Origin of the sequence: Streptomyces sp. NPDC085866 (genome assembly GCF_044541035.1) — a bacterium.
In the GTDB taxonomy this organism is placed as follows: domain Bacteria; phylum Actinomycetota; class Actinomycetes; order Streptomycetales; family Streptomycetaceae; genus Streptomyces.
Window position 1 is genome coordinate 298,410 of the sequence record NZ_JBITSQ010000010.1, and the last position, 12,231, is coordinate 310,640.

Genomic DNA, 12,231 nt, shown 5'->3' on the forward strand with positions numbered 1-12,231 from the left:
GTCGGCGGGCCGGTCACGCGCCGTACGGGTGAGAGCGGGACCGAACTCAGATGCGACCCCGGCACAGCTCCAGCAGCGTCATCGCGAGGGCGGTGCCCGGCTTGCCGAGGGCCTCGCGGTAGCGGCCGAGGATCTCCATCTCGCGGGAGAGGTTCACCCGTCGGCCGCCGGAGGCGATGCGGGTCTGCTGGACGACGGTGGACACGGCCATCCGCTCCTGGATGAGCCCGATGATCCGGTCGTCGAGCGCGTCGATGCGCTCGCGGGCGTCGGCGATGGTCCGGTCCGCACTGGTCGGGGTCGCGGTGCTCATGCTGGGGGCTCCTCGTGAGGTGACTGGTGGATGCCCCGGAACGACAGAACCCGGAAAACGACAGGCGCCCCGGGCCTTGTCGGCCCGGGGCGCCTGGGAAGTCGCTTGGCGTTCGCTCAAGCAGCACGACCATGGCAGCCGGCGGGCCGGGTGCCATAGGTAAAGACGAAGGTCGAGTGCTTGCGCATGAGGGCCAGTATGCCACGGCGTTTTCTCTGCATCGCCGATCCGGGCGGAGTCACCTTTCGTCCCACCGAGCCGGGTGCCGGCTGGGCGTGGACCGGGGGTCCGCGGGTGGAGCACCCGGCGCACGGGACGCCTCCCACGCCCACCCCGTTAGAATCGGAAACACAGACCCCCGCCCAAACCGCCGGAAGGCACCCCGTGTCATCAGCGACTCCCGCTGCCGCCACCCCCGACACCGTTCTGGTCGTCGACTTCGGCGCGCAGTACGCCCAGCTCATCGCCCGCCGTGTCCGCGAGGCGCGGGTCTACAGCGAGATCGTGCCGAGCACCATGCCGGTCCAGGAGATGCTCGCCAAGAACCCCGCGGCGATCATCCTCTCCGGCGGCCCCTCGTCCGTGTACGAGGAGGGCGCCCCCCGCCTCGGCCGCGAGCTCTTCGAGGCCGGCGTCCCCGTCTTCGGCATGTGCTACGGCTTCCAGCTCATGGCGGAGGTCCTCGGCGGCACCGTCGACAACACCGGCGCCCGCGAGTACGGCCGTACCGACCTGCACGTCTCCCGGACGTCCTCCACCCTCTTCGAGGGCACCCCGGCCGAGCAGCACGTGTGGATGTCGCACGGCGACGCCTGCTCCGCCGCTCCCGAGGGCTTCACCGTCACCGCGTCCACGGACGTCGTCCCGGTCGCCGCCTTCGAGAACGACGAGAAGAAGCTCTACGGCGTCCAGTACCACCCCGAGGTCATGCACTCCACGCACGGCCAGCAGGTGCTGGAGCACTTCCTGTACCGCGGCGCGGGCCTGACCCCGTCCTGGACCACGGGCAACGTGATCGAGGAGCAGGTCGCCGCGATCCGCGAGCAGGTCGGCGACAAGCGCGCGATCTGTGGTCTGTCCGGCGGCGTGGACTCCGCCGTCGCCGCCGCCCTCGTCGCGCGGGCCATCGGCGACCAGCTGACCTGCGTGTATGTCGACCACGGCCTGATGCGCAAGGGCGAGACCGAGCAGGTCGAGAAGGACTTCGTGGCCGCGACCGGCGTCAAGCTGGTCGTCGTGGACGCCGAGGAGCGCTTCCTGACCGCGCTCAAGGGTGTCAGCGAGCCCGAGGAGAAGCGGAAGATCATCGGCCGCGAGTTCATCCGCGTCTTCGAGCAGGCGCAGGCCGAGATCATCGCCGACGAGGGCCCGGCCGTGGAGTTCCTGGTCCAGGGCACCCTGTACCCGGACGTGGTCGAGTCCGGCGGCGGCACCGGCACCGCCAACATCAAGTCGCACCACAACGTCGGCGGCCTTCCCGAGGACCTGGAGTTCAAGCTCATCGAGCCGCTCCGCAAGCTCTTCAAGGACGAGGTCCGCATGGTCGGCCAGGAGCTGGGCCTGCCGGAGGAGATCGTCCAGCGCCAGCCCTTCCCGGGCCCCGGCCTCGGCATCCGCATCGTCGGTGAGGTCACCAAGGAGCGCCTGGACCTGCTCCGGGACGCCGACGCCATCGCCCGCGAGGAGCTGACCGCGGCCGGCCTGGACCGGGACATCTGGCAGTGCCCGGTGGTCCTGCTCGCGGACGTCCGCTCGGTCGGTGTCCAGGGCGACGGCCGCACCTACGGCCACCCGATCGTCCTGCGCCCGGTCTCCTCCGAGGACGCCATGACCGCCGACTGGTCGCGTCTGCCGTACGACGTCCTCGCCCGCATCTCGACCCGGATCACCAACGAGGTCCGGGACGTCAACCGGGTCGTCCTCGACGTGACGTCGAAGCCGCCGGGCACCATCGAGTGGGAGTAGTCCCGCTTCTGAGGATCATGTCCGCTTGAGAGTGCGCACCGGCTCTCCGGGCTTCCAGACCTGGGTGACCAGGTACTTCTCGTCCTCGACGTAGGTCCGTACGACCTCCGTCAGCTCGGTGCGGAAGAGGTGGAACGGCTGCGGCGGTTCCACCTCTTCGACGTATGCCGCCTTGGCCGCGCCGTCCTCGACCTCGAACGCCCGGCCGCTGATGCGTACGTCCCCGCTGCCCACGTCGGCGCCGGGGTTCGCCTGGAGCGCGAAGCGCGGGTCGCGCAGCAGGTCGAGGGCCTTCAGGGAGCGCGGCATCATGCCGAGCCACAGCTCTCCGCCCAGGAACCGGACCTCCAGGCCGGACGTGCGGGGGGACCCGTCCCTGCGCAGGGACGCGAGGACGTGGTGCCGGTAGGTGCCGAAGCGCTCCTCGGCGAGCGCTGCCAGTTCGGGTGCTGCGGTGGTGAAGGCTGCCCAGTTCATACGTGCCAGTCTCACCGGCAAACCGGACATCCTCTGTCGTGTATTCGCTGCGTACGTCATCTTTACAAAACAGCTCTGCCCTTTTGCGCTGACCGGCGGTAACTTCCGGCCCGTACAGCACTCCCCCCGCTGGAGGACCTATGCACGGGCCCACCCCGCCCCTGCCGCTGCCCACCGACCAGCTGCAGTTCGCCATGCCGCCGATGCACGGCTCGGTCGAGGACGAGCGCCGGCACCGCAAGGAGCGGCTCGCGGGCGCCCTGCGGATCTTCGGGCGCGCCGGATTCGAGGACGGCGTGTCGGGCCACATCACCGCGCGTGACCCCGAGTTCAGCGACTGCTTCTGGGTCAATCCGTTCGGGATGCCGTTCAAGCACGTCACCGTCAGCGACCTCGTCCTCGCCAACCAGGACGGCCAGGTCGTCGAGGGCCGGTACCACGTCAACCAGGCCGCGTTCACCGTGCACGCCCAGGTCCACGCCGCCCGCCCCGATGTCGTCGCCGTCGCCCACTGCCACTCCGTGCACGGCCGGGCCGTCGCCGCGCTCGGCGACCTGATCGACCCGATCACCCAGGAGAGCTGCGCCTTCTACGAGGACGTGGCGCTCTACGACGCCTACACCGGCGTCACCGTCGACGCCGACGAGGGCCGCCGCATCGCGACGGCCCTCGGCTCCCGCAAGGCGCTCGTGCTGCGCAACCACGGGCTGCTGACCGTCGGGGACTCGGTGGACGCGGCGGCCTGGTGGTTCATGTCGCTGGAGCGGTCCTGCCAGGTCCAGCTGATGGCGAAGGCGGCCGGCCGGCCCGTCCTGATCGACCACAAGCAGGCCGTGGCCACCCGCGAACAGCTCGGCGGCGACCTGGTGGGCTGGATCAACTACCAGCCGCTGTGGCAGGACATCAGCCGCAGCGAACCGGATCTGCTCAGCTAGTGCCCCCGACAGGCAACGTTCGCCCCGTCGCAAACGTCATCTGCCGGGGCACTGGAAGCCCCGCAGGACGGCGGCCTTCGTCTGCGCGAACTCCTCGTCCGTGAGCACCCCGTCGCGGTGCAGCTCGCCCAGCTCCCGCAGCCGGCGCAGCAGTACGTCGTGGTGGTCGGCCTGCCCAGGCTCGGTGGCCGGCGGCCGGTCCCGGTCCGTGAACGCGCCGTCGGTGCGGGTGGAGGGATGCGGCAGCCGGGCGGTGACGGCCGCCGCGACCAGCGCGGTCAGCAGGTCGCGCCGGACACTGCCCCACAGGTCGAGGGTGTAGGGGTCCCGCTCGGGCGGCAGCTTGGAGAACGCCGTCTCCCGGGTCACGAACCTGAGGAAGCCGTCCTCGTAGCCGGAGTTGGGCAGCCACTCGACCTGGACCAGATCGCCGAGGCCGATGATCCGCGGGCCGGTCGCGCGCTTGACCCGGTCGGAGGTGTCGGCCCAGTCGATGCGCACCTGCGCACCGTCGAAGGAGACCGTGCCGTCGGAGGAGCGCACCGAGACCGGCACCGGCGGCCCCGGCAGGAGGTAGGCCGCCGTGGGCTCCTTGGGGACCTGGTCGAGCAGCAGCGCGTGCCGGATCTCCTCGGCGACGAACTCGGCGACCCCGTCGCGGTCCGCGTCCACGGTCAGCCGGTAGGGGTCGGCCGCCTCCGGCAGCCGGCCGCCCGTGGCCTGCAGCAGCGGGTCGGCGCCCTCGCGCAGCCGCATCCGCAGCCGGCCCCGCTTGCGCTGGGGTTCGTAGCCGACGCCGGACACCGCTTCCAGCGGCACGGCGATCTCCCCGTACGTCTGCCGGAACAGCGGTACGGAACGGTGGAGTCCGGGGGTGATCCGGATCGTGCTGCCGTCGAACGCCCAGGTGCCGTCCCGCTGGATGATCTCGGCCATGGGGAGATTCTCGCAGCCGGGTCAACAAGGCGGCCCGAACTTCACCCTCCGGGACCCGGACACGGGAGCCGGAACGGCCCTGCGTAGGGCACAATTCGCTCTCGGCACAGGGGAGTTGCACGGCAGCGGGACGGCCCGCAGAGGGCGTCGTCGGCCGTGTCCCGGGGCGAGGGGAAGGCGGGCGTCGGGCGTGGCGGTGCAGGAGGCGAGACAGGGTGCGGCAACGGGTGCCGAAGGGGCGCACGGAGGCGGCTGCGCCTGCGGGGACTGTCCGCACGGGGCCCGCGAGGGGCATCGGCGGGCCGTCGCCGCGTTCCTGCGCGCCCGCGACGAGTTCGCGGCCGGGCAGGGCCTGCCGGCGGGCGTGGCGCACTCGGCGTCCGCCTCCCGGCAGTGGGTCTCCGCGGAGCTGACCGAGCAGGCGGAGGCCGTCGCCGAACGGGGCCGGGCGGAGGGCGAGTCCTGGCTCGCCAGGCTGTGGCTGCGCACGGTGTGCGCGGTGTGGGGCGCGGTCGTCGCCCTGCTGCTCGCCGAGTCGCTCACCGCGGTCGGCGCGCAGTGGACCAGCGCTCGTACGGCCGCACTGCTCGCCGCGCTCGTCGTCGCGGCGGCCCTGACCGCCGCCTCCTGGTTCCACCGGGCACGCGGTGGAGTCCTGGCGCCCGTCATCGGCGAGGACAACCGGATGTCCACCTCCCGCACGGTGGCCGCCTGCTGGGTGCTGTTCGTCGCCTACGCGGTGCTGCTGCTGGTGGGCCGCCTGGCCGCCGCCTCCGACCACGCCGAACGCGACGCGCTGCTCTCCGGCCTCGACCTCGCGCGCGGGGCGGGCGTGGTGACCGTCCTCGCCGTGGTGTGCGGCATCGCCGTGCTGGTCCGCCGGGTGGTCGGCCTGCGCATCCTCGGTCTGCGGCTGCAGAAGGTGCCGGCCCACCGGCCGCGCGCCGCCGACCTCCTGACCGACGACTCCGGCCGGGGCGCCTTCGCCGACATCCAGTACGTCGTCATCACCGCCGTCGCCCTGGCCTTCGCCGCGGTACGGCTGGCCCGCCGCCCCGACCAGCTGCCCGACCTGCCCTGGGGCCTCGCCGTCGTCGTGCTGATCTCGGCCGCGACCTACCTGGCCGGCAAGTACGCCGAGGGCGGCCGTCCGGTGATCCTCTCCGTGGTCCGTGCCCGTGAGCCCGGTGACCTGGACGGACCGATCCGCACCGGCGACGACATCGAGATCCGCGGCACCGGCTTCGTCCCGCCCGGGGCCCACGGCGCCGACCGCCTCTCCCGCATGGTCGTGCGCATCGGCGCGGTCGACGTCCGCGTCCCCCTGGTCCCCGTCGCAGGCGGCTTCCGCAACCCCACGGACACGGTCCTGACCGTCCCGGTCCCGGCCGAGGTGGAGCCCGGCTCGGTGGAGGTACAGGTGGTCACCGCGGCCGGGGTGGCGACCAACCGGTGCATAGTCCATGTGACGGAGTGAGGGGAGGGGAGCGGTGAGCGAAGGCTTCCTGCCGGTGATACCGACCGACCCGCACCGGCAGCCCGAGCCCGAGACCGGCGAGCGCGCCGCGGCCCTGTACGGCAACTGGTCTCGGGCGTGCCCGGCGCGGTGCTCGGTCACCCCGTGCGGCAGATCCTGGCCTGGATCCGACTCGGGCGCGCCTCAGTACGGGGACCCGAAATCCGGAAAAAAGTCCGGGAGAGGATTGAACCGGTCCCGTTTGTCGTACGTATCGTCGAGTGAGGGTCCACGGCGGGTGAGAGGCGGCCAACGGCGATGACTCACGGCATGCGGACGGACACACAGACGTCCTACCTGAACCGCGGCGGCTGGCGGGACACAGCCACCCGCTACGCCCTCCTTCCGCTCCGTGTCTTCCTCGGGGTCACCTTCATCTACGCCGGCCTGGACAAGCTCACCGACAGCGCGTTCCTGAAGTCCGGCGGTGCCGGTTCGGTCGGCGCCACGATGCGCGCCGCACGCGACTCCGCGGCCGTCCCCGCCCTGATCGACATGGCCCTGAAGAACCCGGTCGGCTTCGGATACGCCATCGCCCTCGGTGAGCTGGCCGTCGGTATCGGCACCCTGCTCGGCCTGCTCGGCCGGCTGGCCGCCCTCGGCGGCGCGCTGATCTCGCTCAGCCTGTGGCTGACCGTCAGCTGGGCCACGACGCCCTACTACTACGGCAACGACCTCGCCTACCTGATGGCCTGGCTGCCCCTCGTCCTCGCCGGAGCGCCCTACCTCTCCCTGGACGCGGTCTGGCGCTCCCGCCGACGGCAACGGGCGGGCGGCTACCGCTAGGCCCCCCGGCCGTTCTCGGCGCCGTGCCGTCTACGTATGCCCCGGGTCACCGCCGCCGCGACACCGGCCAGGACGAGGCCGCCCGCCACCAGCGGGACGCCCATGAACGGGGGCGTGTTCCACAGGCCGGCCGCGTCACCGGCGTAGACGGCGCCGGTGGCGGTGAGGAAGAGACCGGCGACCAGCTTCCCGGGCTGGAATTCATGACGCAGCACGGCTGACCTCCACCTCTCCGACGCCCACCCGCAGATCGAGCCGCAGCGTCCCGGCGTCCTTGCCGCCCTTGACCGGCGACAGCGTCACGGCCCTGTGCCTACCGGGCTGCACGTCCACGTCCTTCCCGTTCTGGCCGGGCAACCGGATGTCGCCCACCCCCACGTCGATACTCATCCGCACGGCCGCGTCCGCCGGCACGATCACCTTCAGCTGCCCCGCTCCCACCTCGGCGTCCGTGGCCACCGTCTGCCCCTTCGCCGGGTGCACCCGGGTCAGGTCCAGCGTGCCCACACCGGTGCCGAGGCCGTACGAGGACCGCACGTCCGCCGTCGCGGCCGGCTTCCAGGACGTCTGCCTCCAGTGGGTCGTGATGTCCTTGGGCAGGGCCGTGGCCCCGGCGAGCAGCGCCGCCGTGATGATCGCCAGGAACACCGACCCGGCCCCGGTCCGTCCCAGGAAGGCGCTGAGCGTGATGCCCAGGCCGAAGACCACGAGTGCGCAGGCAAGGCCGGCCTGCAGGCTGGTGCCCAGCGGGTGCGTGTCCCAGGTCAGCCCGGTGCCCACACCCCCGGCCAGCAGGGCGAGCAGGAATATCCAGCCGCCGATCCAGCGCGGGCCGCGTGGTCTCGGGGGTGCGGTGCGCGGCGGGTGCGCCGAGCCGTTGTGGGGCCAGGGGGTGGCGATGCCGACGTCCACGGACGAGGTCAGGTCGCGGTCGCGGGCGTCCCCGGGTCCCCAGAGGTAGCCGGTGCCGCCGACATGGGTGCCGTCCTTGACGATCGGGTCCCGCCACCAGGACGGGTAGGTGGTGACGACCGGCGGCGCCTGGGCCTCAGGCGGAGCGTCGGCTGCGGCCTGCGCGGCGAGCGGATCGGGGTCGGCGGCACCGCGCCGTCGCGACCAGTACCCGGCGCCGGCCAGCAGCAGGGAGAGCACCACGGCGAAGGTCAGCACCCCGCCGTTCTTCAGCATGGTCAGGAAGATCCCGCAGCCGACCAGGGCGAACAGCACGGCGGCCAGCGCCTGGCCGTCGACCCGGCCCGTCAGCAGCCTGCGGACCTCGTTCTCCTCTTCCTCCTCGTACGGCACCAGCAACCAGGCGAAGCCGTAGAAGATGAGGCCGATGCCGCCGGTCGCGGACAGCACGGCCAGGGTGATCCGGAAGATCACCGGGTCCATGTCCGTCTGCCGCCCGAGTCCGGCACACACCCCGGCGATCATCTTGTGCCGGCGGTCGCGCCGGAACCGGAGGACGCTGTCGGTGGTCTCCGGCTCCCCGGGGGTGTCCTGCTCCCGCGTCGCTCCCGTCTCTTCCCTCTCTCCTGCCGTTCCCGTCCCTCCCGTCGCGGCGGGTGCGGCATCCGTCGGTCCGGTGCCCGGGGCCGGGCGCGGGCCGGTGCCGGGTCCCGGACCCGTCGCGGCGTGCTCGTGATCCGTCATGCGTCCATGGTGACGGCCCGGCCGCCGCGACGGCAGTCGGGATGACCCTGGGCGAACCCTGAGATCGGCCCTGAGAGGCGGCGGGGAGGCGTTCGACACCGGGCCGGCGGGCCGATTCGAACGTCCGGCTCGAAGATCAGGGGAGTCTAGGGGGTCGACCCTGATGCTCAGCGCCCGCGGCCATGTGACCATCGATGGCATGCCGGAAGCCGCAGCCCTGCCCCTCGACGACCCGCGGCCGCCGCGAAAGCTCTACCGCAGCAGCGACGGACGCTGGCTCGGCGGAGTGGCGCGGGGCCTCGCCGGGCATCTCGGGCTGCCCGTGATCTGGGTCCGGCTCGCCTTCGTCGGCCTGTTCATGGCGAACGGACTCGGAGCGCTGCTGTACGCCGCGTTCTGGTTCTTCGTGCCGCTCGGCGTCGGCGGCGTCGGCGACCAGAAGCCGCAGCCGCCGGTGGGCACGGGGACCTCGCCGGAGGGCCGCCGCAGACTGCTGGCCCGCAAGCCGGACAAGGGGCAGATCGTCGCCCTGCTCCTCATGGTCATCGTGTCCATGGTCTTCGTGGGCAGCATCAACCTGACCAGTGCGGCCAAGGCGTATCTGCTGCCCGCCGTCCTGGTCGCGGCCGGTGTCGCCCTCGTCTGGCGCCAGGCGGACAACGCCCGCCGCGCGCGCTGGGTCGAGGTCGGTAGCCGGCGCCGCACCCTCACCCTGCTGCGCGCGGGCGCCGGCGTCCTGCTGGTCACCGCCGGTGTCTCCGCGATCTTCGTCATGCAGGGCTCGGCCGCCCATCTCGGCGCGGTCCTCCAGGCCGCGCTCGTCGTCCTCGTCGGCATCACGCTGCTCGCCGGCCCCTACCTGGTCCGCATGACCCAGGACCTGTCCGAGGAACGCCTGATGCGCATCCGCGCCCAGGAGCGCGCCGAGGTCGCCGCCCACGTCCACGACTCGGTGCTGCACACCCTCACCCTGATCCAGCGCAACGCCGACAACGCCGGCGAGGTCCGGCGCCTGGCCCGCGCCCAGGAGCGGGACCTGCGCACCTGGCTGTACAAGCCGGAGGGCACCGGCAAGGACGAGGCCGACGAGCCGGACACGGTCGCCGAGGCGGTGCGGCGCAACGCGGCCGAGGTCGAGGACAAGCACGGCGTGCCCATCGAGGTGGTCGTGGTCGGTGACTGCCCGCTGGACGAGAGGACCTCCGCGCAGATGCAGGCCGCGCGCGAGGCGATGGTCAACGCCGCCAAGTACGGTGGCGACGGCGGTGCCGTGCAGGTCTATGCCGAAGTCGAGGGGAGGACGGTCTTCGTGTCCGTCCGGGACCGCGGCCCGGGCTTCGACCTCGACTCGATACCCGCCGACCGCATGGGCGTTAGAGAATCGATCATCGGCCGCATGGAGCGCAACGGCGGCACGGCCCGGCTGCGGGCGGTGCCGGGCGGCGGCACGGAGGTCGAGCTGGAGATGGAGAGGGCGGAGAAGACGTCATGAGCGACGCGACCGAGGCGAACGGTACGGCGGGAGCGGCGGAGCCGGCCGGGTCCGGACCCGCCGGGAAGCGGCACGTGCGCGTGGTGCTCGTCGACGACCACCGCATGTTCCGCACCGGGGTGCAGGCCGAGATCGGGCAGACCGCCGAGACCGGCGTGGAGGTGGTCGGCGAGGCCGCGGACGTCGACCAGGCGGTCACGGTCATCACCGCGACCCGGCCCGAGGTGGTCCTCCTCGACGTCCACCTGCCGGGCGGCGGCGGGGTCGAAGTGCTGCGCCGGTGCGCCGGGTTGATGGCGGACGCCGAGCAGCCGGTGCGCTTCCTCGCGCTGTCCGTGTCGGACGCGGCGGAGGACGTGATCGGTGTGATCCGCGGCGGCGCCCGCGGCTATGTCACCAAGACCATCACCGGCACCGACCTGGTCGACTCGATCTTCCGGGTCCAGGAGGGCGACGCCGTCTTCTCCCCGCGCCTGGCCGGGTTCGTCCTGGACGCCTTCGCCTCCACCGACGCCCCGCCGGTCGACGAGGACCTGGACCGCCTCACCCAGCGCGAGCGGGAGGTGCTGCGCCTGATCGCCCGGGGCTACGCCTACAAGGAGATCGCCAAGCAGCTGTTCATCTCGGTGAAGACGGTCGAGTCCCATGTCTCGGCGGTCCTGCGCAAGCTCCAGCTGTCCAACCGCCACGAGCTGACCCGCTGGGCCACCGCCCGCCGCCTGGTCTGACCCAGCCGGGCAGCTGCCCTCACGCCACCCGGGTGGCCCCCGCGAACGGCATCTGGTCGATGGGAGCCACCCGGACCGGTGCCGAGGGGTTCGGGGCATGGATCATCTGGCCGTTGCCGATGTAGATGCCCACGTGGCTGATGCCGGAGTAGAAGAACACCAGGTCGCCGGGCTGGAGTTCCGAGCGGGAGACTCGTCGGCCCGCGTTGATCTGGGCGTAGGTGGTGCGGGGCAGGGAGAGGCCGGCGGAGCGGTAGGCGGCCTGGACCAGGCCCGAGCAGTCGAAGGCGTCCGGGCCGGTCGCGCCCCACACATAGGGGCTGCCGAGCTTCTGGTAGGCGTAGGCGACGGCCGCCGCCGCGCGGGAGCCGGGGGCGGCGGGGGAGCCCGTCGGCTCCAGGTCCGGCCGGGCGTCCGAGGCCGAGCGCGAGGCGTGCCCCGCAGTGGTGCCGTCGCCGGTGACCTGCGCCCGCTGTGCCGGAGTGAGCCGGGCCAGCAGGTCGCGCGCCTCCGCCAGCTTTCCGGTGATGGTCTTCTTCTGCCGCTTCAGCTCCGCCTGCCGTGACCGCAGCGCGTTCAGCTCGATCCGGGCGGCGCCGCGCAACTGCTCGACCTCCCGCAGCTGTTCGCGTACCCGTGCCACCGCCCCGGCCTGCCGGTCGCCGGCCCGCTCCGCGAACGCCGCCCCGTCCAGGTACCGGTCGGGATCGCTGGACAGGGCGAGCTGCCAGGCGGGGTCGATCCCGCCCTCGCGGTACTGCGCCGCCGCGTACGAACCCAGCGCGTTCCGGGCCGCGTTGAGCTTGTCCTGCTTCCGGGCGGCCTCGTCCCGCAGCGAGTTCAGCCGCCGCTGGGCAGTGCCCGCCTTCTCCTTCGCGCCGTTGTACTTCTCGGTGGCGGTCTCCGCCTCCTGGTACAGCTTGTCCACCTTGGCCTTCACCTGCGTCGGTGTCAGCTGCGGCTCGGCGTTGCCGGTTCCGTCGAAGGCCGTCGCGGTGGCCGCGCCCGCCAGGGCGAGGGTGGCGGCCGTGCGGGCCGTGTTCCCGCCGAGCGAGCGCTGTCGGGGCTTGCGGTGCGCTGCCACCTGGACCGTCACGTCCTTCCGTAGGACTCCTGCGACCGAACGAGCGGTGCGTCCGGCGACGGCCCGCACAGGGGAAGCGGGCCGCCGCCGGACCTTTCTCGGCGGTGGTGCCCGACTGCCGCCCCTGGCCCGGGCGGCGGTGGGGAGCCGGTCACCTGGGGGAGGACGCTAAGCCCGGGTGTGACGGGTTGGTAACGCGGAGTGCGGAACTGTCTTCGAGCGATCGAGGCGTGACCGCATGTGACCGGATTGCCGGTCTGGAGTCGTCGTCTTCACGTAGCGTGGTGACCGATGCACGGAATGCGGGACACACGGGAGCCATGTGCTGCTATGAGGCGCATAT

At 72.4% G+C, this 12,231-nt stretch carries 12 protein-coding genes; 6 read left to right on the forward strand and 6 right to left on the reverse strand.

The genetic code is table 11. The annotated features are described in order from the left end of the window. Positions 1 to 46 precede the first annotated feature (46 nt). Positions 47 to 313: a chorismate mutase gene (locus ACIF83_RS26670; RefSeq protein WP_393467751.1), complete on the reverse strand. Its 267-nt coding sequence runs from the start codon at positions 311 to 313 to the stop codon at positions 47 to 49. A gap of 384 nt (positions 314 to 697) precedes the next feature. Here ACIF83_RS26670 and guaA point away from each other — a divergent pair, with 384 nt between their 5' ends. After that, complete coding sequence (guaA, locus tag ACIF83_RS26675) at positions 698 to 2,278, forward strand: glutamine-hydrolyzing GMP synthase (protein ID WP_393467753.1); 1,581 nt, start codon at positions 698 to 700, stop codon at positions 2,276 to 2,278. A 15-nt stretch (positions 2,279 to 2,293) separates the two neighbouring features. Here the strand turns inward: guaA and ACIF83_RS26680 are convergent, their stop codons facing one another. Further along, positions 2,294 to 2,755 (reverse strand): pyridoxamine 5'-phosphate oxidase family protein, encoded by a 462-nt coding sequence (locus tag ACIF83_RS26680; RefSeq protein WP_399730582.1) that lies wholly within the window; start codon positions 2,753 to 2,755, stop codon positions 2,294 to 2,296. Between the two features lie 140 nt (positions 2,756 to 2,895). Here ACIF83_RS26680 and ACIF83_RS26685 point away from each other — a divergent pair, with 140 nt between their 5' ends. After that, the gene (locus ACIF83_RS26685) at positions 2,896 to 3,690 is read left to right on the forward strand and encodes a class II aldolase/adducin family protein (RefSeq protein ID WP_398136990.1); all 795 of its coding nucleotides are present in this window, start codon (positions 2,896 to 2,898) and stop codon (positions 3,688 to 3,690) included. Positions 3,691 to 3,726: 36 nt separating this feature from the next. On the opposite strand, the gene ACIF83_RS26690 is transcribed toward ACIF83_RS26685, so the two are convergent. Next, positions 3,727 to 4,626, reverse strand: coding sequence for a DUF4429 domain-containing protein (locus tag ACIF83_RS26690; protein ID WP_399730585.1), 900 nt, complete (start codon positions 4,624 to 4,626; stop codon positions 3,727 to 3,729). A 190-nt stretch (positions 4,627 to 4,816) separates the two neighbouring features. Between ACIF83_RS26690 and ACIF83_RS26695 the strand changes: the two genes are divergently transcribed. Together ACIF83_RS26695 and ACIF83_RS26700 are read left to right on the forward strand one after the other, a co-directional pair. After that, positions 4,817 to 6,103, forward strand: coding sequence for a hypothetical protein (locus ACIF83_RS26695; protein ID WP_399730588.1), 1,287 nt, complete (start codon positions 4,817 to 4,819; stop codon positions 6,101 to 6,103). A 297-nt stretch (positions 6,104 to 6,400) separates the two neighbouring features. Next, on the forward strand, positions 6,401 to 6,928 hold the full coding sequence (locus ACIF83_RS26700; RefSeq protein ID WP_393467769.1) for a DoxX family membrane protein: 528 nt from the start codon (positions 6,401 to 6,403) through the stop codon (positions 6,926 to 6,928). Here ACIF83_RS26700 and ACIF83_RS26705 read toward each other — a convergent pair. Both ACIF83_RS26705 and ACIF83_RS26710 read right to left on the reverse strand, forming a co-directional pair. Next, positions 6,925 to 7,143 carry a hypothetical protein gene (locus tag ACIF83_RS26705; protein WP_399730592.1) on the reverse strand — a complete coding sequence of 73 codons (219 nt, stop codon included), beginning with the start codon at positions 7,141 to 7,143 and terminating at the stop codon, positions 6,925 to 6,927. The genes ACIF83_RS26700 and ACIF83_RS26705 overlap by 4 nt on opposite strands. Further along, the gene (locus ACIF83_RS26710) at positions 7,130 to 8,584 is read right to left on the reverse strand and encodes a PspC domain-containing protein (protein WP_399730595.1); all 1,455 of its coding nucleotides are present in this window, start codon (positions 8,582 to 8,584) and stop codon (positions 7,130 to 7,132) included. The genes ACIF83_RS26705 and ACIF83_RS26710 overlap by 14 nt, the downstream gene beginning before the upstream one ends. 199 nt (positions 8,585 to 8,783) lie before the next feature. Here ACIF83_RS26710 and ACIF83_RS26715 point away from each other — a divergent pair, with 199 nt between their 5' ends. Both ACIF83_RS26715 and ACIF83_RS26720 read left to right on the forward strand, forming a co-directional pair. Continuing rightward, positions 8,784 to 10,076 (forward strand): PspC domain-containing protein, encoded by a 1,293-nt coding sequence (locus ACIF83_RS26715; RefSeq protein ID WP_393467777.1) that lies wholly within the window; start codon positions 8,784 to 8,786, stop codon positions 10,074 to 10,076. After that, a complete protein-coding gene (locus ACIF83_RS26720) occupies positions 10,073 to 10,804 on the forward strand; it encodes a LuxR C-terminal-related transcriptional regulator (RefSeq protein WP_381783978.1) in 732 nt (243 codons plus the stop codon). Before ACIF83_RS26715 ends, ACIF83_RS26720 begins: the two co-directional genes overlap by 4 nt. Before the next feature lie 19 nt (positions 10,805 to 10,823). On the opposite strand, the gene ACIF83_RS26725 is transcribed toward ACIF83_RS26720, so the two are convergent. Continuing rightward, a complete protein-coding gene (locus ACIF83_RS26725; protein WP_399730732.1) occupies positions 10,824 to 11,888 on the reverse strand; it encodes an NlpC/P60 family protein in 1,065 nt (354 codons plus the stop codon). Positions 11,889 to 12,231: the final 343 nt, after the last annotated feature.